Genomic DNA, 24,961 nt, shown 5'->3' with positions numbered 1-24,961 from the left:
CTGCTTGCGACGGGAAATCTACAACATGCGGGGGGGATCCTCGCTTTGTCGGCGGTCAGGCACCGGTTCGGGCAGTCGATTCAAGCAAATTCCCCTGAAATCGTGGCCGGTCGCACGCTGCCGCTGGCAACAGCCAAGGGGCCCTGACTTGGACATCGACAGTTGGCTTCACAGCATCGGTCTGGAACGATATGCGCAGACGTTCCGGGAGAACGCTGTCGATCTCAGCGTCGTCCCCTATCTGACCGATGCGGATCTGGAGAAGCTCGGCGTGCTGCTCGGGCACCGCCGCAAGTTCCTGCGGGCCGTCGCCGCACTCGGAACCGTCGACAAGGGAGCTTCTCCCGTCGGGCTGATGGCATCCGTTCCGCCGCGCAAGCCCGATACGGCCGAACGCCGTCAACTGACGATCATGTTCTGCGACCTGGTCGGCTCGACCGCGCTGTCGACGCGACTGGACCCCGAGGATTTGCGCGAGATCATCGGCAGCTACCAGAGCTGTTGCGCCGACATCATCACCGGTACGAAAGGTTTCGTCGCCAGATACATGGGCGACGGAGTCCTTGCCTATTTCGGTTATCCCCAGGCGCACGAGCATGATGCCGAACGCGCCGTGAGGGCGGGCCTGGCGCTGATCGAGGCGGTGCCGAAGCTTGCCTCGCCTGTCAGCGGCCCGTTGCAGGTCCGCGTCGGCATCGCCACGGGACTTGTCGTCGTCGGTGACCTGATCTCGGCCGGCCTCGCCGAGGAGCAGGCGGTGATCGGCGAGACGCCAAATCTGGCCGCGCGGCTGCAGACCATGGCCGAGCCCGGTACCGTAGTGATCTCATCGAGCACCCGCCGCCTGACCGGCGGCCTGTTCGATTACAGCGAGCTCGGGACGTTTCCGCTCAAGGGCTTCGATGAGCCGGTCAAGGTGTGGCAGGCGCTGGGCGTCAGCCCGACCGAAAGCCGATTCGAGGCGCTGCGCACCAGCGCGCTGCCGCTGGTCAATCGCCACGAGGAGCTCGACCAGTTGATACAACGCTGGGATGGCGTGCAGCGCGGAGAGGGCTCGGTCGTCTTGCTCTCGGGCGAGGCCGGTATCGGCAAGTCACGGATCGCACAGACGCTGCTGGAGCAGCTGAGCAGCGAGCCGCATATGGTCGTGCGCCAGTTCGGCTCACCCTATCACCAGGACACGGCGCTCTACCCCGTCATCACGCAGCTCGAGCGCACCGCCGGCTTTCGCCGCGACGACCGGGACGAGCAGCGGCTGGCGAAGCTGGAGTCGACGCTCGTCACGGCGCCCGGCAGCCGCGGCGAGACCGTGTCGCTGTTCGCAGGCCTGCTGTCAATACCCGGCGGCGGACGCTACGCGGCGCTCGATCTGACTCCTCAAAAGCGCAAGGAAAGAACCCTGCAGGCGCTGCTGGCGCAGTTGGAAGGACTGGCGACGCGCCAACCATTGCTGTTCCTGATGGAGGACATGCATTGGGTCGACCCGACTTCGCTCGAACTGTTCGGGCAGATCGTCGATCGCGCCCCTGCCCTGCCGCTTCTCGCGATCGCCACCTTCCGTCCGGACTTCGTTCCCCCCTGGGCCGGCCGTCCCCAGGTGACGACGATCGGTCTCGACCGCCTGCATCGGCGGCACTGCACCGAGATGATCGCGAATCTCACCGCCCGCAAGGTCTTGCCGCAGGAGATCGCAGACCAGATCACGGAGCGAACCGACGGCGTGCCGCTGTTCGTCGAGGAACTGACCAAGGCGGTGGTCGAAAGCGGCGCGCTGGTCGAACAGGATGATCGGTATGTCGCTGCCGGTCCGGTGACCCAGCTTGCGATCCCGACATCGTTGCAGGAATCGCTGCTGGCGCGGCTTGATCGCTTCGCCTCGACCAACAATGTGGCGCAGATCGCCGCCGCCCTCGGACGGCAATTCTCCTACGAGTTGATCAGCGCCGTTGCCGGCCTGCCGCCGGACGTGCTGGACGAGACGCTGCAGCAGCTCGAGAGCGCCGAGTTGATCTTCCGGCGCGGCGTGCCACCGGACGCAGAGTATACGTTCAAGCATGCTCTGGTGCAGGATACGGCCTACGGCACGATGCTCCGCGGCGTTCGCCAACGAGTCCATGGCGGCATTGCCGCGGCCCTCGAAGCGCAATTCCCGGACATTGTCGCAACGCAGCCTGCACTGCTCGCCCGGCACTGCTCAGAGGCCGGGCTGGCCGAGAAGGCAGCGGCCTATTGGCTCAAGGCCGGCCAGCAGGCGCTCGCGCGAGCCGCCATGATCGAAGCTGCCGCCCAGTTGCGAAAAGGGCTCGAGGCGTTAGGTGGCGTGCAGGAGGGTGCTGTGCGCCAGAAGCAGGAACTCGACCTGCAACTGGCGTTGGGATTGGCTCTGATGGCCATGAAGGGCTACTCGGCGCCCGAGGTCGGCGAGACGCTGGGCCGCGCCCGGACCCTCGCCGAGCAAATCGATCAGCCGCGATACCTCTGGCCGGTGATGCTCGGCCAGTCGTCGTTTCACCGGGTGCGCGGCGAACATCGGCGCGCGCTCGAGCTCGCGGAAGAGCTGGAGCGGGTCGGCGAGGCACGAAACGACATCTCGGCTCAGCTGGTCGGCCGCTGGGCCAACGGGCGCACCCGCCTCTTCCTCGGCGAATTCGTCGTTGCCCGCGAACTGCTGGAGCGCTGCCACGGTCTTGCCGATCCGGCGCATCGCAGCTGGGTCTCATTCTCGGACCCCTACGTGTTGACGCTCTCGTACCTGGCATGGACCCTCGCCACGCTAGGCTACATGGACCAGGCGCGGACGCGGCTGCACGAAGCATTGACGGAGGCACGTCGGCTCAACCATGCCCAGACGCTCGCCGACGTGCTACTGACGGCGCGCCCGGTCGAGCGCTTCCTCGACTCGCCCGACCTGCCGCGCCATGAGGAGGAGTTGCTCGCCCTCTCGACCGAGCGCGGCTTTCCGCTGCACCAGGGTTGGGCCATGGGGTACCGGGGGGTGTCGTTGACCCTGGCCGGACAACCGCTGCAGGGACTCTCGCTACTTGAGCAGGCCTCCAAAACGATCCAGACGACCGGAGCCGTCACCGGCACGCCGGACCTTCTGATCATGCTCGCCGGCACCTATGCAGCGCTCGACCGGCCCGCCGACGGACTGAATTGCCTCGCCGAAGCCGAACGGATCATCCAGGCAACGGACGAACGGTTCGGCGAAGCCGAATTGCATCGCCTGCGGGGCAGCCTGCTTGACGCCATTGGCAATCAAGCCGCCTCCGAGCAGGGCTATCGTCACGCGATCGAGGTCGCTCGTCTGCAAGCCGCGAAGGTCTTCGAGCTGCGCGCGTCGGTTGACCTGACGCGCCTGCTGCGCAGGCAAAACAGGCGAACCGAGGCTCATGATCTGCTCGCGCCGATTTACGCCTGGTTCACCGAGGGGCAGGACGCACCCGACCTGAAGGCCGCGAGGACGCTGCTCACCGAACTGAGCTGAGCTGAGCTGAACTGAACTTCACCTTCAAGGACCTGACGCGTCAGCGCGCACGATAAATAAGCCGGAATGGTGGGGATCAACTCCGTCAACCAATATTGACAGTCATCCCGACTGGCTCGATTGTATCGGGCCGTCCGCGAGCGGAATTATACTGGAGGAACGCATTATGAGAGAAATTGCCAAAGGGGCCGCGAAGGAAAAGGATGAGGTGACCTATATCTACCTGCTCACCCACACGGAGAAAGGCAGAACGCAAAGCGCCGCCGACCGGAAGCGCGGCGCCAACGACGTCACCAAGGCTGTCCGACAGGCCGGCGGACAATGCCGGCTCTACTCGACCAAGGGCTCCGCATTTGACTACATCAGCGTGATCACGGGCATCGCCCCGGTCGCGTCCGTCAGTGTGGCGGAGGAAATCGAGAAGTTGGGGGCCGTGAAGGCGACGCTGGTCTCGGGCGTCGAGCTCTTCAACATGACCTGACCTGGTGCGAGTTCGGCGGACGCTCCGGAATCACGCGAGACAGGTTCACTCCACGAGCTTCCGGCCGCCCTGCAGATAACGCTCCCTGGTGATGTCCAGGATCACGTACGGCTCGTCGCCAGACAGCTCGCGCGTGAACAATGCGTCGCGCAGGATGCCGCCGATCTTGGTCATCGCACCGCGCGACCGCACATTGTCTTCGCCGACCCAGAACACCACCGTATTGGCGAAGGTGAAGGCGTGATCGAGCATCAGCCGCTTCACTTCGCGATTGGCAGCGCCGCCCCAATGGCTGCGGGCCAGGAAGGTCCAGCCGATCTCGACCTCACCGGTCGCGGGCGTATAACCGTAATACCGGCTGGACCCGATCAGGCGGTTGGTCGATCGGTCGACAAAGACGAACGCCATCCTCGAAGTCACCGCCGCATCGAAGAAGGTCCGAAAGCGGGGCTCCGTGTAGCGGTCGGGTACCGGATGGACTTCCCAGATCTTCGGATCGGAGCCGGCCGCAAACAGCTCCTGCCAGTCGCCGACCGTGATGGGGCGAATAGTGATGGAAGGGCCGACGAGCGTCGGCTGAAAATCAGGCTCGGGCATTTTGTCCTTCGCGGTCCATGCCTCTTGATCGAAGACTGCTGAGGATAGGCTTACATGCGCCGCCTACTGGAACGCGACTTCCGCAAAGCTGCGCAGCTTGCGCGAATGCAGGCGCTCGGATTCCTGCTGCTTGAGGCGTTCGAGCGCCTTCAGCCCGATCTCGAGATGCTGGCCGACGCGCTGCCGGTAGAACTCGCTGGCCATTCCCGCAAGCTTGATCTCGCCGTGCAGCGGCTTGTCGGAGACGCACAGCAGCGTGCCGTAGGGAACGCGGAAACGATAGCCGTTGGCCGCGATCGCCGCCGACTCCATGTCGAGCGCGACGGCGCGCGATTGCGACAGCCGCCTGATCACCTGTGGGCCGCTGATCTCCCAGTTGCGGTTGTCGACGCTTGCGACCGTTCCGGTGCGCATCAGCCGCTTCAGCTCGAAGCCGGACAGTCCGGTGACCTCGTCGACCGCCTCCTCGAGCGCGACTTGCATCTCGGCAAGCGCCGGAATCGGGACCCAGAGCGGCAACTCGCGATCGAGCACGTGATCCTCGCGGACATAGCCATGGGCGAGCACATAGTCGCCGAGCCGCTGCGTGTTCCTCAAGCCCGCGCAATGCCCGATCATCAGCCAGGCGTGCGGCCGCAGCACCGCGACATGATCGGTGATGTTGCGCGCATTCGACGGACCGATCCCGATGTTGACCAGGGAGATGCCACGATAGCCGGGTTCGACAAGATGAAACGCCGGCATCTGCGGCACGCGGTTCGGCGTGGTCCCGATGGTGCCGCCGCCAAGCCGCGCGTTGCGGGTAATCAAATTGCCAGGCGCCACGAAGGCCTCGGGGCCGGCCTCACCCGCGGCGAGCCGTTGCTGGCACGATTGCGCGAAGGCATCGACATAGAACTGGTAGTTCGTGAAGATCACGAAATTCTGGAAGTGCTCCGGATCGGTGCCGGTGTAGTGATAAAGCCGGCGCAGGGAGTAATCGACCCGCGCCGCGCGAAACAAAGCCAGCGGCTCGGGAGCCCCCGGCGCGAGCTCGAACGTGCCGTCCGCGATCGCATCGTCCATGGCGGCAAGATCCGGCGTATCGAACACGTCGCGCAGCGACCGCGTGAAAGCCGAGCTGTCGGCGATGGTCAACGCGGCCTCGATGTTGATGTCGCGCCGGTAGGCGAAATGAATCGGGATCGGTTCGTTCGACTCACCGATCTCGACCGGCACGCCGTGGTTCTTGATCAACAGGCCGATCTGCTCGGTGAGATAGGTCCGGAACAGGTCCGGCCGCGTGACGCTGGTCTCATGCACGCCGGGCCCCGCGACGAAACCATAGGCTAGACGCGAGTCGAGCCGCGCATGGGACGATGTCGTGATGCGCACCAGCGGATAATACGCGCGGACGCGTGTTGCGATCGGTCCGCCGTTGACGTAGGCCTCAAATCGGTCGCGAAGAAACCGGGTGTTGCGCTCGTAGATTTCTTCGAGACGGCCGACGGCCGCGCCGGCATCGACGAATGCTTCGGTGGCGAAAGTCGGTGGAGTTTCAATGAGCGGCGTGGGGCACATTCGCTTCGACTGCTGATTGGGTTGCCGGAGTATAATCGAGTCTCCCGTTCCAGCCACGCCCGGAATGATGCATGCTGTCGGAATTGTCAGCCCCGGAGATGGCATCGGTCGCTTCTGATCCGGCCCCTCGGGTGACCCAAGAAACGCGAAGCCCGCGCCGCGGGCCGGATAAACCGGGAGTGAGCGATGAGCGAGATATGGCAACTGCCTGCGACTGAACTTGCACGCCGCATTGCGGAGCGAAAACTGAGTTCGGCGGAGGTCGTGAACGCACACCTGGCTCGCATCGATGCGGTCAATCCGGCGCTAAACGCGGTGGTCCGGGTGCTGGCCGATCAGGCCCTTGCTGACGCGGATCTGGCTGACCGGCGGTTGGCCGCCGGCGAAAGGATCGGCCCGCTGCATGGCGTTCCGTTTACGGTCAAGGAGAACATCGACATGGCGGGCCTGCCGACCACGTGGGGCGTGCCGGCACTGGCACAAGCGGTGGTTCCGATGGATGCGCCCGTTGTCGAGCGGATGCGTGCCGCCGGCGCGATACCGATCGGCCGGACCAATCTGCCGGACATGGCGCTGCGCATCCACACCGTCAGCTCGCTGCATGGGCTCACGCGCAATCCCTGGCATCCGGATCGCACGGCGGGCGGTTCGAGCGGAGGCGACGCGGCCGCGATTGCCAGCGGCATGACCCCGATCGGCTTGGGCAATGACATTGGGGGCTCGCTGCGCAATCCGGCCAACGCGTGCGGCATCGCGTCGATCCGCCCGTCTGCGGGGCGCGTGCCTGACGCTGATTGCGGACCGATTGAGGGCAACTTGCTGGCCGTCCAATTGATGAACGTTCAAGGGCCGATGGCGCGCCGCGTAGCCGATGTGCGGCTTGCGTTTCGCGTATTGATGGGGGCGCATCCGCGCGACCCGTGGTCGATCGATGCGCCATTTGAGGGGCCGGCCGCGACCCAGCCGATCCGTGTGGCGGTTCTGCCCGAGCCACCCGGTGGACGTACCGATCCGGTGATCGCAGCGACGGTCCGCCGTGCGGCAGAGGCATTGGCGGACGCCGGCTATTCGGTGGAAGAGGTTGCCCCGCCGCGCTACGAGCAGGCGATCAGCTGCTGGTCGCGCCTGATCATGGGCGACATCGTATCGACGCTCGATCTGATGTCGCAGATCATGGGCGCGGACGCCATGACGTTCCTGAAGAATTTCCAGACGCTGGTACCGCCGCTGGCCGACACGGTTGCCTGGTCGAACCTGATGATCGAGCGCCACGGCATCGCACGGGCCTGGTCGACCTTCATGGCGGAACGGCCGCTGTTGCTGTCACCGACCTGGACGCAGTTGCCATTCGAGCACGGCGTCGATTCGGCCACAGCAGGCGGAGCCGCTGATGCCAAGGAGCTGATGCGTCCGGTGGTCCCGGCGAACCTGCTTGGGCTGCCGTCAGCCTGTGTCCCGGCCGGACAGGATAAAACCACCGGACTGCCCATCGGCGTGCTGGTCACCGGTCGGCGTTTTCGGGAGGATCAATGTCTTGAGGCGGCGGAGGCGATTGAGGCACGCCTCGGCCTGACGACACCGATCGATCCGGTGCGTTGAAGCGGCTCGATCGGCATTGGTCGTGACGTCCGACTGATTCGCGGCCTATACAGGGGACGAATCGGATCAGCGGCATGAGCGCACAGGACGCCATCGACTTCATATCGGACGACATCGCCGAAGTCGGCACCTTGATGCGATCACTGTCCGGCCGCTACGAGGGCATCTTCGAAGATCTGCGCAGCGCCTATGGCGTCGTGCTCGAACGGGCGGACAGCCTCGCCGAGGCGGCCCGCGATGCCGCAGCCCTTGCCGATGCCGCGGCGGCCGGATTTCGCCACAACATTCCGAACCAGCCGGCCACTGCCTGCAGCAGCGGCTGCGCCGCCTGCTGCCATCTCTATGTCCAGGTGCCACCCGGAACGGCCGCCGTAATGACGGAACACATCGCCACACATTTTACGCCCGCCGATCGCGAGACGTTGCGTGAGAGATTGAAAGTGTCCGCCGTCGCGACACGCGAAGCGCCTGACCCGACCAAACTGCGCCTGCGCTGTCCCCTGCTCGGCAGCGACGATCGCTGCTCCGTCTACGAGGTGCGGCCGCTGTCCTGCCGCGCCTTCACGTCGCGATCGGTGACGCGCTGCCACGAGGTCGTGTTCGGCGACACGTCCACTGGGACCGGCGTCGAACAAAACACCGCGCATTTCCGCATCCACATGGAAGCGACGTTTGCACTCGAAAAGGCCGCGCGAAATCGCGGACTGCCGGATCAGCAGAAGGGGCTGGCACAGGCTCTGCTGGACGAGATGGAGACCTTTGACTTGAAAGTCGAGGCCATGCCGCCAAGCGGCGGCTGAGGCGCGCAAGCCGTCCCAAAAAAATCGGTCGGCTACTGAACCCTTGCCAGCACCGCGAGGCGGCGGATGCCCTTGTTGCGGTAGGCGTCGAGGAATGCGTAGTAGTCCTTGAACGAGACGCAGCCGTTGGAGTCGCCGTTCGGACCCAGCATGAAGGTGTGCGCGAGCAGGCCGGCGCGGTTGAAGATCTTGCCCTCACCGCCGATCGGATTGAGCCGCAGCGCCGGCACGCCGTGGAACAGCGCTTCGCGCGGTTTCAGCTCGTAAATGTGCGGCGGCGTCACGCCGACCATCCTCAGAGGAGCCGAACGCGGATCGTCGAGCCTGGAGCCGAGGCCCGAATGCGCCTCGAGCCTTGTGCCGTCGGGCAGGTACACGATCCTGGCCGAGATGTCGTAGACCGCAGTCTGGCGATCATAGGGCGGCGAGCCGCCCAGCATCGGGTTCTGGTCGAGCGTCGAAGGAATGCTGCCGGTGACGTTGGCATCGGCGGACGCGAAGGCAAGCAGCCCGCCGCTCGACTCGCGCTTGCCCCACAGCTTCTCGACCATGGTCTGCCGCTCGTTCGACGCGATCGACAGCACGGCGGCCTTGGCACGCGCGGCCATGCTACGCACCGTGACGCTGCCGGATTTTGTGGTCGGTTTTGCCTCGGCGGCTTTGGAGTCAACTGACTTGGTCTCGACGGACGCGGTCGGTGGCGTATTGAGCGCGACCTGCAGGTTGGCCGCGGCTTCTTTCTTTGCGGCCTCCACGGACTTCGGCGCGGGAAGCGGCTTCGACGCCTCGGCATGCCTCGAGGTGGCTGCGGGCTTCGGTGCTTCAGCAACCTTCGGCGTATTGGCCGGCTTGACCGCATCGGTCTGCGGCGTGGCGTCGGCTATGACGCTGGGCGCCACGCTGTCCGGCGCGGCTGCGGCAAACCTTTCGTTAAACATAAGCGAAGGCGTGGCGGCCTCGGAGTTCGCGGCCTCGGCTTTCCCGGAAGCCGATGGCTGCGCCAGCGATGCGAACACATCGTTGAACGAGGGCGGCGCGGGCCGCGCAGCGACCGTAACGGGCCGCTTGGCCACCGGCGCGTCGAACGCCGCGTTGCTCACCGACGGATAGACGCTGGCCGCGAAGATATTGGCGTAGACCGTCCAGGCGCAGCCAAGCACCAGTCCCGCAACAGCGGCGCTGCCGAGGAAATGCTGGGGGAGAATCTTCCGGGAAGATTTCTTGCGGCTGGGGGCCCCAAGAAGATACGCACTTGCACTCGTACTCATACGCCCGCCCGAAACAGTTCCACCTAAGTCCCTCGCTCGACTGGGCGCCGAATGATGCTTCGGCTCAGCGTCTCGCAGGGGCGCGGACGGCCATTAAGGAGGCTTTTAGTTAAATGCGACTTAACCGGATGCGATCCCCTGCGACAGGCGAAGTGCCTGCGGCATCGGGCTTTTTTAAGATCACATTCGATCGCAAAAACGGAATTTTTGTCTCATCGTGGGACATTCGGGCAGACCATGACTGGTCGGGCGCGGAGCGGCGAAAGCGCGGAGAATTTCATTGCAGACCACCCCGTAGTCACGCGGGGATTTCGCAAGAATTGCCTCGGTCCCTACTGCAGCTCTGGCGGGGGCGAGCGGTCGAGCACGTCGCCTTTCGGCCCCTCCAGCAGGTCGAGCGCGTAGGTCTCGATGGTCAACGGCCCGCGCATCCGTTTGGCTTCCGCGACGGTCTCGATGCGAGCGAAGTTGTCGCGCATTGACGACGGCACGGTTTGGCCGACCTCGTGCACATATAGAAGCTTGCCGGACAACTGCGCCGGGCCCGGCTCCGGCAGGTTGATCCAGCGGATGCGCTGCCCCTGCTGCGCGACGCATGTCCCCTTGGGGAGATAGAACGCGAGCCAGCCGGTGGTGCCATAATCGGGCGCCAGGACGCAGGTCGCACCGACGCGGACGCGCGCCGCCTCGATCTCATCGGCGAGTTCGCGCCAGCCGACGCCGACGCTGCGCACGGTGGCGTCGCGGCGATAACCCGAGAGCACCCCGGTGTTGGCCTGCACGATCAGCAGCGCGAACAGCACCAGGCCACCCGGCACCGCCCAGCGCCGGCAGAAATCGACGGTACGCTGCTCGCGCGGCGCCCATTGCACCTGGATCGCGGCGACTGCAGCGGCGACCGCAAACGCCGGATAGACCGGCGCGAGCCAATTGGCCTCGACCCGCGCATGCAGCGCATGCCAGGCGAAATAGACGACGATGGTCCAGAACATCGTGTTGACCAGCACCCGCGCGCCCATTGCGCCGGCCCGGCGCTGAGAGAGCGCATAGAGCCCCATCACGCCAAGGATGAAGACCAGCGGCGTCGCAAACGCGAACTGGGTCGGGATCAGTTCGGCGATGAAGACCGGCCGGAAATCCTCGATCCGGGCGCGGCCCATCTGCTTGATGAAGGACACCCATTGATGATCGGCATTCCAGCGGATGACCGGCGCGAACATCGCGAGCGCGACCAGTCCGCCGAGATAAAGCCAGGGCGACAGGAACCAGCGCCGCAGCTTCGGCACCATCGCAAGCCAGATCAGGATCGCCGGGCCAAAGAACAGCGCGGTGTATTTCGATAACAGCGCCGCGCCCGCGCTGGCGCCGACCGCAAGCCACCAGGCGCCGCGGCCGCTCTCCAGCACCTTGGCAAGCGAGAACAACAGCAAACTTGCGGCGACCAGAAGCGGCGCATCCGGCGTCACGACCAATGTGCCGACCGCGGCCATCAGCGTGACGTTGAGCAGGATCGTTGCGCTCGCGGCAACGCGGCGGCCGCCGAACAGGATCGCGGCCGACTGATAAATCGCCCAACTCATCGGCAACGCGAGCAGGATCGATACCAGCCGCACGCCGAGCGGCGTGTCACCCGCGATCAGCGTGCCGAGCCGGATCACAATCGCCACCATCGGCGGATGGTCGTAATAGCCGCCGGCCAGCGCCTTCGACCACATCCAGTAATAGGCTTCGTCGAAGGTCAGCGGCGTCCAGGCCGCGGCCGCCAGTCGTAGCGCGACCAGCGCGCAGACCGCGAGAGCGGTGTTGAGGGCGAGCCGCGCCTCGTTCGCGTTCATACCGAAATCATCGCCTGCGCCAGACGAACAGCCCGGACATCGCGTAGTTCCAGACCACGCCCATCAGCGCGCCGGCAGCCCCCGCCAGCCACCAGATCGGCTCCTGGTCGTAGACCGAGAACGCGACACCGACATTGGCGAGCAGGCCCACGCTGCAGACGAGATAGAACAGCAGAAGGCCGCGCACGATCGCAAGCCCTTTGAGCCGCTGGTCGCGGTAGGTCAGGAAGTTGTTGAGAATGAAGTTGCTGGTCATGGCAATGATCGCGCCACTGGCCTGCGCTTCCGCGAACGGCGCGCCGAAGACCTTCAGCGCAATGAACAGCACGGCGAAATGCACCAGCAGGCCGATGGCACCGACCATCGCGAACAACAGGAAGCGCAGCGAGATCACGTCGTGCGTCAGCTTCGCCAGCACGAGGCCGAGGAAGTCGAACGCGACCATGGAGTCGAGCTTGCTCTCGCCATGCTGGCGGGCGCCGAAGGTGTAGGGAATTTCGACCGCGCGCAGCTTGCCTTGCGCGGTCGCGACCACGTCGAGCAGGATCTTGAAGCCCTGCGTCGACAGTTGCGGCGCGAGTTGCTCGAAACGGTCGCGGCGAATCATGAAGAAGCCGCTCATGGGATCGGCGATCTCGACCTTGAGCGCGCGGCGGGCGATCTCGGTGGCGACGGCGCTGGCGCCGGCGCGCTGCTTGTTGAAGCCTTCCGCCTTGTAGCCCTCGATGTAGCGGCTGCCGACCACGAGTTCGGCCTCGCCGCTCTGCAGCAGCGCGACCATTTTCGGGAGTTGGCTCTCGTCATGCTGCAGGTCGGCGTCGATCACCGCGGCATAGGGTGCGCTCGAGGCCAGGATACCCTCGATGCAGGCGCCGGACAGGCCGCGCCGGCCGACGCGGCGGATGCAGCGCACGCGAGAATCCTGCCGCGACAGACCGCGTACCACGTCCCAGGTTCCATCAGGCGAATTGTCATCGACGAAGATGACTTCCCAGGACACGTCCTTCAACGTCGCGTCGAGCCGCCGGTACAGCACCGTGACATTGTCGCGTTCGTTGAAGGTTGGGACGACGACCGAAAGTTGCAGCAAACCGGTGGCCTGCGACGGGGTTTCGGGGCCCGGCTTGATGGCGTCATTCATGAGCGCCAGCGTATAACCGCAGCCTCCCCTGCTGCCAAGGCGGGCAAGCCGAGACACCTCTCGGAAGGTGGGAAAACGGGGCAAAATTCCCCTGAAAATGCCAACGACCACGAACAAGGGGCGCGCGTACATCCGGCGCAGCCTACCATTCGTGGTCGTCCCGGCGCCGGAGCCCTTGAAAGCTGCAACGTCGCCGTTACGAGCTATATAGGAAGTCCCGAGGCGGTCCGCAAGGGGCCACCAACGTGGCGGGCTAATTGTTCGGGACTTCGCGGATCACCGGGCCCCGCGGCGCCGGGGCCACTGGTGCTGCCTCCGTGGCGGGGGTCGCCTGCTGCACTGTGGCTGATTTGGCCGGATTGCGGATCTGGCTCGGCGACGGCCCGTAGATAAATGCTGCCGCCAGCGCGATGGCCGCGACCACTGCGCCCAAGAAGCCTGCGGTCGATTGTGAATTCATGCCGGATCGTCCCCCTCGCCTGTGCGCGGATTGATATCAAAAATCGGCCACCCGCAACAGGATTTGGACACCTATTTGACCGCGGCCCGGCGCCGGGCGAAGGCGGTGACGATGTCCTTCTGGGCGAGCTCGATAGCGCGATTGGCGGTCGAAAGATGCGCGTCTGGTTCTTCCTTGGGAAACTGCAACGACAGGAAGTCGATCAGCGAGACCCGGAAATTCTGCCGCTCCGACGGACAGACGGAGGCAATCAGCGTAGTGAACTCCTGGTCGGACATCGCCTTGTTGCTGTCGCGGGGGTATTCGCGGGCGAGGCAATTCCAGTAATCGTCGCGGCCGGTGATGGCGAGCTTGTGCGCATCATCGACCTCGTCGGCAACAGCGGCAGAGGACATGATCAAGAGGATGGCAACCAGCATGCGCATTTTCATTTCTCCCGGTTTTCAGCATTCTAACCAAGACCGGTGGCCACGATAAGCGCCCGGCCATGCAATTCTGGCAAACTGGCCAATCACGATTATTTTGACTACTCTCAACTCCGTTCCTTCCTCGCGATGAGTGCAGTCGTGGCCAAAGCTCCCAACAAACCGACAAAAACAGACGCAGGCAACATCTACATTGGCATCGGCGGCTGGACCTTCGAGCCGTGGCGCGGGGTGTTCTATCCGGATAAACTCGTGCAATCGAAGGAGCTCGCCTACGCGGCGTCGAAGCTGACCTCGATCGAGATCAACGGCACCTATTACGGTTCGCAGAAGCCGGAAAGCTTCCGCAAATGGGCGAGCGAGGTGCCTGATGGCTTCATCTTCTCGCTGAAGGGCCCGCGCTTTGCCACCAACCGCCGCGTGCTGGCCGAGGCCGGCGATTCCGTGAAACGCTTCTATGATTCGGGCGTGCTGGAGTTGAAGGACCGGCTCGGGCCGGTGCTGTGGCAGTTCGCGCCGACCAAGAAGTTCGACGGCGCCGATTTCGGCAAGTTCCTCGAGCTGTTGCCGCGCAAGCTCGAGGGCCGCGCGTTGCGCCATGTCGTCGAGGTCAGGCATGACAGCTTTTGCGTCCCGGAATTCGTCACCCTGATCCGCGAATTCGAGACGCCGGTGGTGTTCGCCGAGCACGGCAAATATCCGGCAATCGCCGACGTCGCCGGCGACTTCGTCTATGCGCGGCTGCAGAAGGGCGATGACGAGCTCAAGACCTGCTATCCGCCGAAGCAGCTCGATGCCTGGGCCAAGCGATTTCAGGACTGGGCCGGAGGCAGCGAGCCGGATGACCTGCCGCGGGTCGACAAGACCAAGCCGAAGAAGGCGCCGCGCGATGTGTTCGCCTATGTGATCCATGAGGGCAAGATCCGCGCGCCGGCCGGTGCGATGGAATTGATCGAACGCGTGAAATAGGCGAGGTAGCGATGGCGAAGGCAAGGAAGCTGTTCACCATCGGCTACGAGCAGACGCCGTCGAAGGCGGTGCTCGATGAATTGCAACAGGCCGGCGTCAAGCTGCTGGTCGACGTCCGCGCGATCGCGTCGTCGCGGCGGCCGGGCTTCTCCAAGAACCAGCTCGCTGCCGGCCTCGACGAGCGCGGCATCGCATACCTGCACCTGCGCGGCCTGGGCACGCCGAAGAACGGCCGCGAGGCGGCGCGCAGCGGGCAATACGAGCTGCTACACAAGATTTATTCGGCTCACCTGAAGACGACACAGGCCAGGGAAGAACTCGACGAATTGTCGTCGCTGGTGAAGAAGTCCGGCCCCGTCTGCATCCTCTGCTACGAGCGCGACCATTCGCACTGCCACCGGCAATGGATCGCGGAGATCATCGAGGATCGCGACGGCGTGACGGTGGAGAATTTGGCGGCGCCGCAGGTCTAAAGCGCGATGAGATTGGCTTGAATCATCATCGCGCTTTAGATCTCCGCGCAAACGCTCCGCGTTTGTCGCGAGGGAAAACCGCTTCACACTTTTCCGGATCATGCTTTAGCTACGCCTCACCAGATACGTTCAGCGTCCCTTCCATCATCTTCACGCAGCTGCCGCCGATATGCACCGACGTCACGGTGCCACGCTCTTTGCGCACCCGCGTCAGCAGCAGGCTCGGCCGGCCCATGTCGACGCCCTGCCCGATCCGCAACCGCAGTTCGCCGTCGCGCGTGGCATCGATATCGGCAAGCAAGCCTGCGGCCGCTGCGGTCGCGCTGCCGGTGGCCGGATCTTCGGAAAAGCCGCTCGCGCCGGGATGGAACATGCGCGCCTGCAAATCGAGTGGCTGCTCGCTTGCGGGGATATCGCGGGTATAGAAATAGACGACGTCGCGCCCGATGCGCGGCAATGCCGCGGCGAAGGCCGCCGGATCGGGCTTCGCGCGCTTCAGCGCCTCACGCGAGGCGATCTCGACGACCAGGAACGGCAGGCCGACCGAGACGACCTGCGGCGCATGTCGGTCGGTCTTCACATCGCTTGCCGACAGCGAGAGATAAGCAGCGGCCTCGACCGCGCTGACCTCGTTGATCCGCTGCAGCGTCTGCGGCGCCGTCAGCTCGGCACCGGTCACCCTGCCCTGCTCCGACAGGATTTCGACCGGCACGAGCCCCGCCTTCTCCTCGAATTTCAACCGCGCCGGCACGCTCGCCGCCTGCGTTGCCAGCACGAAGGCGGTGCCGACATTGGGATGGCCGGCGAACGGAATTTCCCTGAGCATCGTGAAGATACGAACCTGCGCATCATTGGCGGAATCCTGCGGCGGCAGCACGAAGGTCGTCTCGGAATAGTTGAACTCGGTCGCGATCGCCTGCATCTGCGCCGTCGACAGCCCACCGGCGTCGAGCACCACGGCGAGCGGATTGCCACCGAAGGCCCGGTCGGTAAACACGTCGACAGTAATATAGCGCCGCTGCATCTTGCTCGTCCTCATGCCACTCCAGCCATCATCGGCCGGATCGCGGCTACCATACCACGGCCAAAACCACGCTCTTCAGAGCACTCGGTGCAATCGCGTGGGCTAGAATCGAAACAACTCGCGCGGCGATGCGAGAATGCGCGCGCGCTCATCGGCATCGGTGACAAGCTCGTCGAGAAATTTGCGGTTCTTCGCATAGCTCTCCGTCTTCTCGAACTGGGTGTGCGGCCAGTCGCTGCCCCATAACAGCCGGTCGAGGCCGTAGGCGGTCCGCAGCAACGGATAGGCCTGCTTGGCGAACTGTTCACCGGCCGCGCCGTTGCGATAGGGCGCCGATATCTTGACCCACACCTTGCGCGACGCACCGAGCTTGAGAACGGACTCGAAGCCGGGATCGGCGACGCCGAGCTTCGGATCCGGCAACGCGTAGTGATCGAGCACGACGTTCACGCCGTGGTCGAGCAGTTTTGGCACCAGCGTCGCGAGATCGCTGGCGTTGCGCTGGATCTCGACCTGCCAACCGATCTGCTTGATCGACGCCAGCAGGGCCTTCCACTCCGGAAGCATCAGATCGGGCAGCGGCTGGCCGACCAGATTGAGGCGGATGCCGACGATGCCCGCGCGGTCGAGCGCACGAAGCTCATCCGGCGGGACAACGGGATCGACCACGGCGATGCCGCGCAAGCGGCCATTCGTCGCCTTCAGACACTCGACGAGATAGGAATTGTCGGTGCCGAGGAAGCTCGGCTGCACCAGCACGCCGTTGGTCATGCCCTTCTGGTCGAGCTGTTGCAGATAGAGATCGAGCGGTGCGTCGTAGTCCGGCGCATAGCGCCGGCCGGGCGCGAGCTTCAGCCCGCGATGAAAGACGTGAGAATGGGTATCGATCGATAGTCGCGGATCAGCCATGACTTTGCTCAAGCCGGTCGCCGACAGAGCTGTGACAAATCCCGCGGCAAACCGGCGCCGCGTCATACCATGTTTGTGCGATGACATATTCGTCCCTCATCATTACGCGCGTGTGCCGACGGCGGCCTGCTCGAAGACCTTGCCCCGGGTCTCCGGCAGCATCAGCACCGCGATCAGCACCAGCGAATAGGCAAACGCGGCGTCGATTCCGATCGCCGGACCGAGGCCGATGCGATCGCCGAGGAAGCCGACCAGGAACGGAAATGCCGCGGAGATGACGCGGCCGAAATTGTAGCAAAAGCCGACGCCGGTGCCGCGAACGCCGGCCGGATAGAGCTCGCTGAACAGCGCGGCCATGCTCGCCGGGATGCCGGCCGAGAAGAAGCCGAGCGGAAAGCCGAGCACCAGCATCTGCTGGTCGGTCAGCGGCGCGAAGATATAAACCAGCACGGTCACCACGCAGGCGGCCGCGAACAGCGCCGCGTTGGCGCGGCGCCCAAGCCGGTCGCTGATGACGCCCGACACCACACAGCCGCAGAAGAAGGCTGCGATGATCACGGCGAGATAGGCGCTGGAGCCCAACACCGAGAGATGCCGTACCTCGCGCAGATAGGTCGGAAGGAAGGTCGTCAGCGCCGAATAGCCGCCATGGGCGCCGATGCCGAACAAGCCGCCGATCAGCGTGGAACGCAAGACGTCGCGGTGAAAGATTCCGGCAAGTGTCGCGAAGAACGGCGGCGCGGCCTCGCGCGACGCGGCGCGCGGCGGCTCCTTCAGTCCGCGGCGGATGTAGAGGATCAGCAGCGCCGGCACCAGCCCCGCCGCGAACAGGATCCGCCAGGCGATGTCCGGCGGCGCGTAGGTGAAGACGAGTGCCGAGAGCAGCACCGCAGCGCCCCAGCCGACCGCCCAGGCGCTTTGCACGGCACCGAGCGCCTTGCCGCGATGCTCGGGGCGAATGATCTCGGCCATCAGCACCGCGCCGCAGGCCCATTCGGCACCGAAGCCGATGCCCTGGATCGCTTTCAGGATGACGAGCTGGGTGTAGGTCATGGCGAAGGCGGAGGCGAAGGTCGCCAGCGCAAAGGTTGCAACCGTGATCTGCAGCGCCCTCACCCGTCCGAAGCGATCGCCAAGCGCACCGCCGAGCCAGCCGCCGAACGCACCGAAGAACAGCGTGACCGAGCCGAGCAGGCCGGCGTCCGCCTTGCTGATCCCGAAGGCTGCGATCAGCGCCGGAATGGCGAGGCTGAACATCTGGACGTCGAGCGCGTCGAGGCCCCAACCGCCAAAGCTTGCCCAGAACGTGCGCCGTTCGAGCGGCGAGCATTCGCTGTACCAGTTTAACATTATTTCTCCCCTTGATTTTTTCTGTCGTTGTTTTTTCTGTCGTCTGGTTTGGATGCCGCGCTCACCTGATCTCGGCGTGGTAGCGGAACCGATCGGCCGGCCCGCGCGAGCGGCGCCATTCGATCGGCCTGCGCTCGATATCGAAGGCGAGACGCTCGATCACGATCAATGGCGCACTCGCTTCCAGCCGCAGCAGGCGCGATTGCATCTCGGTGGCGATCTCGACGGTGAGGATTTCGTCGGCCGAGACCACGATCTGGCCACAGCGATCCTCATAGAGCGGATAAAGCAGGTCGCCGAATTCTGCGGTCTCGAGCGCAAGGATCGCCTCGAAGCGCGATCTCTGCAGCCAGATCTCCTCGGCCAATAGCGGCACATCGTCGATCAGACGCAGGCGCGACAGGCTGATGACGGGCTCGCCGACGGGAAGCCGCAACGCCGACGCGACCGCCGAGGTCGCCGGCACGGACTTCCGGCGCAGGATGCGGCTCCGCGGCACGCGGCGCTCGCCGCTTTCGGACTGGAAGCGGAAGAAGCGGAACAGCGAGGAGTTGAACCGCGCGCGGCGGACGAAGGTGCCGCGCCCCTGCTGGCGCTCCAGCACGCCGTCGCTGACGAGCTGATCGATCGCCTTGCGCACGGTACCGATGGCGACGCCGTAATGCGCGCCGAGTTCGGCCTCCGACGGGATCGGGTCGCCCGGACGCCATTCGTTGCGGTTGATGCGCGCAGCCAGGTCGTCGCGAAGACGCTGGTAGCGCGGCAGGCGGTCGTCGATGGCCGAGTTCATCTAGTCATCTATATGAATATAAGAATTCGCGTCAATCACTACCAAATTACCTCTCGTATGCCTACCCCAACTGCCAGACCGGTACCGGGTGCTCGTACCCCCTCACCGGCACCTCGCCGCGCGGCACGGCATCGCTGCCATCGTCACCGAGGGCATCGCGCACCGCGGCCGAGATCAGGAATTGCGAGCCGAGGTCCTTGTTGAGCGCTTCGAGCCGGGCGGCGAAGTTCACGGTATCGCCGATCACGGTGTATTCCTTGCGCCGCGGCGAACCGATATTGCCGGCGACGACCTCGCCGACATGGATGCCGATGCCAATGCGCAGCGGCCAGCCCGAAGCGGCGTTGACGCGCTCATTGGCCGTCAGCATTTCGCGCGCCGCGGCGACCGCGTGTTGTGCGGCGTCTTCGGACTCGAACGGTGCGCCAAACAGCGCGAGAAAGCCGTCGCCGAGAAACTTGTTCACGATGCCGCCATGGCGATCGAGGATCTCGACCAGCACGGCAAACGCGCCGTCGAGCCGATCCACCACCTCCTGCGGCGAGCGGGTGCGAGCGCTTGCGGTGAAGCTGCGGAAGTCGACGAACATCACCGCGACACGGCGGATGTCGCTCCCGGTGCCGGCGCCCTCCGCCATCAGCCGCTCGACCACCTGCGGCGAGACGTGCTGGCCGAACAGATTGGTGATGCGGTCGCGTGCCGTGGCGGCGAGGATACTGGCCCCGAACTGCCGCCGCAGCTGCATGCCGACCGCACCTGCAAGGATACCGCCGACCAGAATCACGAAGCTGCGGGCCGCGTGATAGAACAGGTCCGGCGCGGGATCGGCGTGATAGTACATCGCCATCCAGAACAGCTCGGCCGCCGCGACAAACCCAGTGAAGGTCGACAGCCAGAAATCGAGCCGCAACGTCGATGTGATGATGAAGATGAAATAGATCAACGGCGCCACGAAGCCGAGCGCAGCCGCCGGTCCCATCCTGTCGATATGCAGCGCCAGCACCGCCGTCGGCATCGATGTCTCGATCAGCGCGCCGAGGTAGCGCCTGATGACCGGCAGATCGCGCCCCTGCCGCATGTGCCGGGTAATCGCAGCGTGCACCCACAATTCGAACGCGACGAACGGAAGGAGGATGGAAAAAAGATAGGCCGGCGTGATACGGCCGTGCCAGACGCGGGTGAGCGCCTCGGCCTCGGCGAAATACAGGATCCAGAGGATAACGGAAAACAGCACCACCGTGCCGATCAGCACCTTGATGCGGAGTAGCTCCGTGGTCATCACTTCCCGCATCAGGGCATGGTGGAAGTCAACCGATACGGTCGAATCCTGAGTCTTCTGCTTGCCCGAGAATCCGATCATTTCCCCCGCCCCAGTCATTCCAGGGCGATGCGAAGCATCGAACCTGGAATCTCGAGATTCCGGGTTCGTCGCTGACGCGGCACCCCGGAATGACGATAATCAACCCTGCCGCATTCTGCCTCAATCGAGCGTGCGCCGAAAGCGCGTCACGGCGATGCTCGTGGCCAACAGCATCAGAGCGGTCAGCGCGATGGTCTCGTATTGCGGGCCGGCGCATAGCCGCGTTCTCGCGGCGAGGGCTTGCGCCGTCGAGCAAATCACTGATTGGCGTGAGGGAGAGACCGGTGAACGTTCCCTCCCTTCAGCGCACCCGACGGCCCAGGGAGAAGCTGCCTTCGCTCAAGGCACGTTGGCCGCGACTCCGGACTTCGCAAGGTCCGGCGGTTTCACCGCCCAGTAGGTACGGCCATTGGTGCGGGGATCTGTATTGTCGCTGGAGGAGAACACAAAAACGGAAAAGTTGCCTTTCCAGTGCGAAAAGCGTCCATGGCCGAGAGTGGCGATCTCGGCATGCGGCGTGGAGTGAGCGGGACCGAGCAGCTTGTCATCCTCGTAGAGCACGATCGGTGAACTGGAATCGTGCAGCCCTGCAACGTCCGCGAACTTACCGAACCAAGGGTCAATGCTGATCATGGCAAAATTGGAACCTGGAGTAAGCGGGAGGAACGGTGGCATCAGCTGATGCCTTTCGCCACGCACGTTAGGCACCACGATCCCGGGGTCGCGCGCGTAGGACAGCCAGGTCGCCAATGCGAAATAGATCGGCACGGCGCAACCCGCCAACATCCAATAGTTCCGTCGCATCGCTTGAAATCCAGCTACCAGCCTGGCTCGCTCCAAAGCAAGAAAGCAGACCATATCCGGACACAATGTTATATTGAGAAAAAGAGTTCAAGCGGTTGCGGGCACGGCGTCCACCACACCTCAACCCGATATACAAGATGATCGCCAGCCGCCCTTGGGTTCGCGTGAACGGACGGGTTCAGGACCGATTTGCATGACGACCGCGTGACGACGACCTCGCGCGCTCAGCTATGGAACTTCAGCCCGTCGACAATCTTGTCGACCACCTTGCGCTCGGCGCGGATGGCCAAGCCAACGAGGTTGAGATCGGCGCGCGCTACCGCCCTCACCACCTCGCGGTTGGCCGCATCATGCGTGGTGGTGAACATGTCCTCGGTGTAAAGCGCGGGAACCACGTTGCGCGCCAGCGCGCGCTCGAGCGCCCGCGACAGCGCGGCGCGCTCGGCGCCGTAGATCAGGATCGGCTGGCCGATCAGCGGCAGATATTTGGTCCCCGACCCGTCCTCGTAATTCTCGCCGATACATTCGGGAAAGGAAGCCGCGATGCCGCCTGAAAGAAAGGATGCGACGTTGAGCTTCTGCCAGGCTTCCAGGTCGTTGCGGATCACGACCGCGATCTTGGTGTCGAATTGCATGGCGCAAATCTAGCGGAATTGCACCGACCAGGACCAGCCCCGGCGTCGCAGGCCCGGGCGCGGATCACGCATTGCTTGCGGCCAAATCGGTGCCAGTAGCCCGCATGAGCGAAGCGACATGCGGGATCGCTGCGAAACCGGATGTCGCTTCGCTCATCCGGGCTACGATTGCGCGCTACCCCTTGGCGTCGCAGGCCCACGCGCGGATCACGCATTCCTTGCCGCCGAACTCGTAGCATTTCCTGGTCGCGGCATTGAGCGAGGTCGAGATCTTCGGCGCGACAGCATAGCCATGGGCGCCGCAGGGGTTGGCCATGTCGACCGACAACGCGGCACAGGCGCGCTTCATGGTCACCATCGTGCACTCGCCCTTGCATTGTTTTAGCGCGGCCGCGCGGGCTGCCGCTTCCGCCGGGTAATCATAGGCCTGGCCGTAGGCGCCGCATTTGCCGACCGCGAACGCTCCGGCGGCGTGGGCCTCTCTGACAAAGTTATCCGCGATGACACGCGAGGCGCCGAGCAGCAATGTCAGGACAAGAATAGTCAGCGCGCGGCGCTGCGCGGCGGCGGTGGAAATGATCAAGACGGAAATCCCCCAAAGTCCGGCGGCGAATCTACCGGGGGGTCGTTTCCAGATGGTGAATGACGGGTTGAAAGGTCCAGCGACAACCGCGGCGGCGGCGGATGGGGTCACCCCCGCCGCGCCGCTTCCAGCGCCTGCGGGGTGTCGATGTCGAGGAAGGCACTATTGCCTTCGACCGCGACTTCGGCGACCGCCTCGGCGTGCTTGGCGATGAGATGACGGGCGCCGATGTCGCCGTCGAGCGTCATCAATTCCCGGAAGAAGCGCCGGGACCACAGCACCGGATTGCCACGTTTGCCGTCGCTGACCGGGACCGTGATCAGATGGCCGCGATCGGGCTCGAAGGCTTCGATCAGGCGGTCGATCAACGAGGACGAAATCAGCGGCATGTCGCCGAGGCAGACGATGGCGCCGTCGGTCTTGTCCGACACCGCCAATATCCCCGCTTTCACCGAGCTGGCAAGTCCGCCGGCGAAATCCGGATTGCGGGCGAATTTCACCTTGAGGCCCTTCAGCGCCTGCTCGACGAGGTCGGCCTGATGCCCGGTGACGACGATCACCTCCGATGCTTTGGACGCCAGCGCCTGCTCGGTGACGATCCGCACCAGCTTCTTGCCGTCGAGTTCGGCGAGCAGCTTGTTGGGGCCGCCCATCCGGGTCGAACGCCCCGCGGCGAGCACGATTGCCGCGACGTTGCGGTTGCCTTCGGTATCGGGAACGGTGCGCGGCTGCGGCCGGGTCACGATTTCCATCAGCAGTCCGCCGACGCCCATGCCGGTGAGGTCGGACCGCGAGACCTTGATGCCGGCGAGCAGCCGCATCAGCACCCAGTCAAAACCGTTCTCGACCGGCGAGCGCGCGCAGCCCGGCGCGCCCAGCACCGGCACGCCGCCAGCGCTACCGATCAACAGCAGATTGCCGGGATCGACCGGCATGCCGAAATGCTCGATGGCGCCGCCGATCGTGGTGATCGCGGCCGGGATCACGTCGCGCCGGTCGGCGATCGCCGAAGCCCCGAACACGATGACGAGTTCGGCGCCGAGCGCGAGCAACTCCTTGATCGAGGCGGCGAGCACGGTCTCGTCATGCGGCACGCGGCGCTCGGCGATGATTGCAGCTCCGGCCGGCGCCAATCGCTCCGCAGTGACGCGCAGGGTCTTGTCGATCACCTTGGGCGCCAGTCCCGGCAGCAGCGTCGAGACCACGCCGACTTTCTTGATCGTGTAGGGCGCGATGCGTAGCGCGTCGTGGCCTGCGACCGCAACGGCGGCATCGCACAGCTTCGCCTCGACGCCGAACGGGATCAGCTTGACGGTCGCGATCATCTCGCCTTCGACCACAGGCTTGAACGCCGCGAGCGTCGCAAAGGTAATCGCCTCGTCGACGCCGTTGATGCGGTCGACCGCGGCGCGGTCCACCATCAGCACGCCCGGTTGGGCCGCGAACAGATTGGCGCGGCCGGTGAAGGCGCGCTCGACATTGACGCCCTCGCCCGCCACGGCTCGCGCGATGCTGGCGGCCGCGACGTCCTCGGAGACATCGCCCTCCTCCAGCCGCACCACGACGACGTCCTTGACGCCGGCTTTGGTCAGCGCCTCGACTTCCTCGGGGCCGATCGTGGTGCCTTTCTTGAGCACCAGCGCGCCTTGACGGAGCGTGTGCACGGTGACGCCGCCAATCGCGTCGGCCGGACTGGCGGGACCGAACTTCATGCCGCTTCTTCTTTTTCTTTTGGAGACAGGCGCAGTTGCGCGGTGATCTCGGCCATGATCGACACCGCGATCTCAGACGGCGACACCGCGCCGATATCGAGGCCGATCGGCGCATGGATGCGCGCGATGTCGCTGTCCTTGGCGCCTTGCGCGCGCAGCCGTTCGGCGCGCTTGGCGTGAGTCTTCCGCGAGCCGAGTGCGCCGATATAGAAGCAATCGCGCTCAAAGGCGTGCAGCAGCGCGGGATCGTCGATCTTCGGATCGTGGGTGACCGCGACGAATGCCGTGTAGTGATCGACATTGAGCGGCGGCAGCGCGACGTCGGGCCATTCCGCGACCAGCGGCACGTCGGGAAACCGCTCGGGACTTGCAAACGCGGCGCGCGGATCGACCACGGTCACGTCGTAGTCGAGCGAGCGCGCCAGCGGCGCCAAGGCCTGGCTGATATGGACCGCGCCGATGATCACGAGCTTTGCGGTCGGCGCGTAGACGTTGAGGAACAGTTTTCTGCCGCCGGCTTCGACGTTGCCGCTCTTGCCCATCCGCAACTGTTTTGACAGTTCGGCGCGGAGCGGATCGGCGGCGATGTCGTTCGCCTTCACCAGGCGCTGCTCGCCATTGGCAGTGTCGGTGACGACGATGACCGGGCGGCGCGCGGCGCGCTCGGCGTTCAGCTCTTTCAGCGTTGCGAGTTTCACG

The 24,961-nt window shown here is 64.8% G+C and carries 23 protein-coding genes; 6 read left to right on the top strand and 17 right to left on the bottom strand.

Annotated features, from left to right (window positions below):
- Window positions 1–148 precede the first annotated feature (148 nt).
- Together ACP2YO_RS17730 and ACP2YO_RS17725 are read left to right on the top strand one after the other, a co-directional pair.
- Window positions 149–3,487, top strand: a complete 3,339-nt coding sequence (locus tag ACP2YO_RS17730) for an AAA family ATPase (RefSeq protein WP_426441987.1) — start codon at window positions 149–151, stop codon at window positions 3,485–3,487.
- A 166-nt stretch (window positions 3,488–3,653) separates the two neighbouring features.
- Window positions 3,654–3,968, top strand: a complete 315-nt coding sequence (locus ACP2YO_RS17725) for a hypothetical protein (RefSeq protein WP_426441986.1) — start codon at window positions 3,654–3,656, stop codon at window positions 3,966–3,968.
- A 45-nt stretch (window positions 3,969–4,013) separates the two neighbouring features.
- Here ACP2YO_RS17725 and ACP2YO_RS17720 read toward each other — a convergent pair whose 3' ends face one another.
- Entirely contained in the window at window positions 4,014–4,565 is a 552-nt protein-coding gene (locus ACP2YO_RS17720) for a GNAT family N-acetyltransferase (protein ID WP_426441985.1), read from the bottom strand.
- Window positions 4,566–4,628: 63 nt separating this feature from the next.
- A complete protein-coding gene (locus tag ACP2YO_RS17715) occupies window positions 4,629–6,125 on the bottom strand; it encodes an AMP nucleosidase (protein WP_426441984.1) in 1,497 nt (498 codons plus the stop codon).
- A gap of 186 nt (window positions 6,126–6,311) precedes the next feature.
- Between ACP2YO_RS17715 and ACP2YO_RS17710 the strand changes: the two genes are divergently transcribed.
- Together ACP2YO_RS17710 and ACP2YO_RS17705 are read left to right on the top strand one after the other, a co-directional pair.
- Window positions 6,312–7,724 carry an amidase gene (locus ACP2YO_RS17710; protein WP_426441983.1) on the top strand — a complete coding sequence of 471 codons (1,413 nt, stop codon included), beginning with the start codon at window positions 6,312–6,314 and terminating at the stop codon, window positions 7,722–7,724.
- A 74-nt stretch (window positions 7,725–7,798) separates the two neighbouring features.
- Window positions 7,799–8,524 (top strand): YkgJ family cysteine cluster protein, encoded by a 726-nt coding sequence (locus tag ACP2YO_RS17705; protein ID WP_426441982.1) that lies wholly within the window; start codon window positions 7,799–7,801, stop codon window positions 8,522–8,524.
- A gap of 32 nt (window positions 8,525–8,556) precedes the next feature.
- Here the strand turns inward: ACP2YO_RS17705 and ACP2YO_RS17700 are convergent, their stop codons facing one another.
- The 5 genes from ACP2YO_RS17700 to ACP2YO_RS17680 form a co-directional block, all read right to left on the bottom strand.
- Window positions 8,557–9,792, bottom strand: a complete 1,236-nt coding sequence (locus ACP2YO_RS17700; protein WP_426441981.1) for a tlde1 domain-containing protein — start codon at window positions 9,790–9,792, stop codon at window positions 8,557–8,559.
- Window positions 9,793–10,124: 332 nt separating this feature from the next.
- A complete protein-coding gene (locus tag ACP2YO_RS17695) occupies window positions 10,125–11,627 on the bottom strand; it encodes a glycosyltransferase family 39 protein (protein ID WP_426441980.1) in 1,503 nt (500 codons plus the stop codon).
- A 7-nt stretch (window positions 11,628–11,634) separates the two neighbouring features.
- Window positions 11,635–12,768, bottom strand: coding sequence for a glycosyltransferase family 2 protein (locus ACP2YO_RS17690; RefSeq protein WP_426441979.1), 1,134 nt, complete (start codon window positions 12,766–12,768; stop codon window positions 11,635–11,637).
- 253 nt (window positions 12,769–13,021) lie between these two features.
- Window positions 13,022–13,228 carry a hypothetical protein gene (locus tag ACP2YO_RS17685; protein ID WP_426441978.1) on the bottom strand — a complete coding sequence of 69 codons (207 nt, stop codon included), beginning with the start codon at window positions 13,226–13,228 and terminating at the stop codon, window positions 13,022–13,024.
- Between the two features lie 71 nt (window positions 13,229–13,299).
- Window positions 13,300–13,653: a hypothetical protein gene (locus ACP2YO_RS17680; protein ID WP_426441977.1), complete on the bottom strand. Its 354-nt coding sequence runs from the start codon at window positions 13,651–13,653 to the stop codon at window positions 13,300–13,302.
- 129 nt (window positions 13,654–13,782) lie between these two features.
- On the opposite strand from ACP2YO_RS17680, the gene ACP2YO_RS17675 reads away from it, so the two are divergent.
- Window positions 13,783–14,622, top strand: a complete 840-nt coding sequence (locus tag ACP2YO_RS17675; protein ID WP_426441976.1) for a DUF72 domain-containing protein — start codon at window positions 13,783–13,785, stop codon at window positions 14,620–14,622.
- An 11-nt stretch (window positions 14,623–14,633) separates the two neighbouring features.
- Window positions 14,634–15,095, top strand: a complete 462-nt coding sequence (locus ACP2YO_RS17670) for a DUF488 family protein (RefSeq protein WP_426441975.1) — start codon at window positions 14,634–14,636, stop codon at window positions 15,093–15,095.
- Between the two features lie 109 nt (window positions 15,096–15,204).
- Here the strand turns inward: ACP2YO_RS17670 and ACP2YO_RS17665 are convergent, their stop codons facing one another.
- The 10 genes from ACP2YO_RS17665 to ACP2YO_RS17620 all read right to left on the bottom strand — a co-directional run bounded on the left by ACP2YO_RS17665 (window position 15,205) and on the right by ACP2YO_RS17620 (window position 24,960).
- Window positions 15,205–16,119 carry a PhzF family phenazine biosynthesis protein gene (locus ACP2YO_RS17665; RefSeq protein ID WP_426443228.1) on the bottom strand — a complete coding sequence of 305 codons (915 nt, stop codon included), beginning with the start codon at window positions 16,117–16,119 and terminating at the stop codon, window positions 15,205–15,207.
- Between the two features lie 102 nt (window positions 16,120–16,221).
- On the bottom strand, window positions 16,222–17,115 hold the full coding sequence (locus ACP2YO_RS17660; RefSeq protein ID WP_426441974.1) for an amidohydrolase family protein: 894 nt from the start codon (window positions 17,113–17,115) through the stop codon (window positions 16,222–16,224).
- Between the two features lie 15 nt (window positions 17,116–17,130).
- Window positions 17,131–18,378 carry an MFS transporter gene (locus tag ACP2YO_RS17655; RefSeq protein WP_426441973.1) on the bottom strand — a complete coding sequence of 416 codons (1,248 nt, stop codon included), beginning with the start codon at window positions 18,376–18,378 and terminating at the stop codon, window positions 17,131–17,133.
- A 61-nt stretch (window positions 18,379–18,439) separates the two neighbouring features.
- Entirely contained in the window at window positions 18,440–19,168 is a 729-nt protein-coding gene (locus ACP2YO_RS17650) for a GntR family transcriptional regulator (RefSeq protein WP_426441972.1), read from the bottom strand.
- 61 nt (window positions 19,169–19,229) lie between these two features.
- Window positions 19,230–20,528 (bottom strand): adenylate/guanylate cyclase domain-containing protein, encoded by a 1,299-nt coding sequence (locus tag ACP2YO_RS17645; protein WP_426441971.1) that lies wholly within the window; start codon window positions 20,526–20,528, stop codon window positions 19,230–19,232.
- Between the two features lie 339 nt (window positions 20,529–20,867).
- Window positions 20,868–21,296 carry a hypothetical protein gene (locus ACP2YO_RS17640; RefSeq protein ID WP_426441970.1) on the bottom strand — a complete coding sequence of 143 codons (429 nt, stop codon included), beginning with the start codon at window positions 21,294–21,296 and terminating at the stop codon, window positions 20,868–20,870.
- Window positions 21,297–21,556: 260 nt separating this feature from the next.
- Window positions 21,557–21,967, bottom strand: a complete 411-nt coding sequence (locus ACP2YO_RS17635) for a DUF2000 family protein (RefSeq protein ID WP_426441969.1) — start codon at window positions 21,965–21,967, stop codon at window positions 21,557–21,559.
- Between the two features lie 175 nt (window positions 21,968–22,142).
- The gene (locus ACP2YO_RS17630; RefSeq protein WP_426443227.1) at window positions 22,143–22,493 is read right to left on the bottom strand and encodes a DUF4189 domain-containing protein; all 351 of its coding nucleotides are present in this window, start codon (window positions 22,491–22,493) and stop codon (window positions 22,143–22,145) included.
- Window positions 22,494–22,657: 164 nt separating this feature from the next.
- Complete coding sequence (locus ACP2YO_RS17625) at window positions 22,658–24,262, bottom strand: NTP transferase domain-containing protein (protein WP_426441968.1); 1,605 nt, start codon at window positions 24,260–24,262, stop codon at window positions 22,658–22,660.
- Window positions 24,259–24,960 (bottom strand): XdhC family protein, encoded by a 702-nt coding sequence (locus tag ACP2YO_RS17620; RefSeq protein WP_426441967.1) that lies wholly within the window; start codon window positions 24,958–24,960, stop codon window positions 24,259–24,261. Before ACP2YO_RS17620 ends, ACP2YO_RS17625 begins: the two co-directional genes overlap by 4 nt.
- Window position 24,961 lies beyond the last annotated feature (1 nt).

This window comes from Bradyrhizobium genosp. P (genome assembly GCF_049949265.1).
Classification (GTDB): Bacteria; Pseudomonadota; Alphaproteobacteria; order Rhizobiales; family Xanthobacteraceae; genus Bradyrhizobium.
This window is presented reverse-complemented; position numbering and strand designations above follow the sequence as displayed.

What these genes read in the sequence shown, in the direction of transcription:
- ACP2YO_RS17725 (WP_426441986.1), top strand. Translation starts at nt 3,654, where the DNA reads ATGAGAGAAATTGCCAAAGGGGCCGCGAAGGAAAAGGATGAGGTGACC.
- ACP2YO_RS17720 (WP_426441985.1), bottom strand. Translation starts at nt 4,565, where the DNA reads ATGCCCGAGCCTGATTTTCAGCCGACGCTCGTCGGCCCTTCCATCACT.
- ACP2YO_RS17715 (WP_426441984.1), bottom strand. Translation starts at nt 6,125, where the DNA reads ATGTGCCCCACGCCGCTCATTGAAACTCCACCGACTTTCGCCACCGAA.
- ACP2YO_RS17710 (WP_426441983.1), top strand. Translation starts at nt 6,312, where the DNA reads ATGAGCGAGATATGGCAACTGCCTGCGACTGAACTTGCACGCCGCATT.
- ACP2YO_RS17705 (WP_426441982.1), top strand. Translation starts at nt 7,799, where the DNA reads ATGAGCGCACAGGACGCCATCGACTTCATATCGGACGACATCGCCGAA.
- ACP2YO_RS17700 (WP_426441981.1), bottom strand. Translation starts at nt 9,792, where the DNA reads ATGAGTACGAGTGCAAGTGCGTATCTTCTTGGGGCCCCCAGCCGCAAG.
- ACP2YO_RS17695 (WP_426441980.1), bottom strand. Translation starts at nt 11,627, where the DNA reads ATGAACGCGAACGAGGCGCGGCTCGCCCTCAACACCGCTCTCGCGGTC.
- ACP2YO_RS17690 (WP_426441979.1), bottom strand. Translation starts at nt 12,768, where the DNA reads ATGAATGACGCCATCAAGCCGGGCCCCGAAACCCCGTCGCAGGCCACC.
- ACP2YO_RS17685 (WP_426441978.1), bottom strand. Translation starts at nt 13,228, where the DNA reads ATGAATTCACAATCGACCGCAGGCTTCTTGGGCGCAGTGGTCGCGGCC.
- ACP2YO_RS17680 (WP_426441977.1), bottom strand. Translation starts at nt 13,653, where the DNA reads ATGCGCATGCTGGTTGCCATCCTCTTGATCATGTCCTCTGCCGCTGTT.
- ACP2YO_RS17675 (WP_426441976.1), top strand. Translation starts at nt 13,783, where the DNA reads ATGAGTGCAGTCGTGGCCAAAGCTCCCAACAAACCGACAAAAACAGAC.
- ACP2YO_RS17670 (WP_426441975.1), top strand. Translation starts at nt 14,634, where the DNA reads ATGGCGAAGGCAAGGAAGCTGTTCACCATCGGCTACGAGCAGACGCCG.
- ACP2YO_RS17665 (WP_426443228.1), bottom strand. Translation starts at nt 16,119, where the DNA reads ATGCAGCGGCGCTATATTACTGTCGACGTGTTTACCGACCGGGCCTTC.
- ACP2YO_RS17660 (WP_426441974.1), bottom strand. Translation starts at nt 17,115, where the DNA reads ATGTCATCGCACAAACATGGTATGACGCGGCGCCGGTTTGCCGCGGGA.
- ACP2YO_RS17655 (WP_426441973.1), bottom strand. Translation starts at nt 18,378, where the DNA reads ATGTTAAACTGGTACAGCGAATGCTCGCCGCTCGAACGGCGCACGTTC.
- ACP2YO_RS17650 (WP_426441972.1), bottom strand. Translation starts at nt 19,168, where the DNA reads ATGAACTCGGCCATCGACGACCGCCTGCCGCGCTACCAGCGTCTTCGC.
- ACP2YO_RS17645 (WP_426441971.1), bottom strand. Translation starts at nt 20,528, where the DNA reads ATGATCGGATTCTCGGGCAAGCAGAAGACTCAGGATTCGACCGTATCG.
- ACP2YO_RS17635 (WP_426441969.1), bottom strand. Translation starts at nt 21,967, where the DNA reads ATGCAATTCGACACCAAGATCGCGGTCGTGATCCGCAACGACCTGGAA.
- ACP2YO_RS17625 (WP_426441968.1), bottom strand. Translation starts at nt 24,262, where the DNA reads ATGAAGTTCGGTCCCGCCAGTCCGGCCGACGCGATTGGCGGCGTCACC.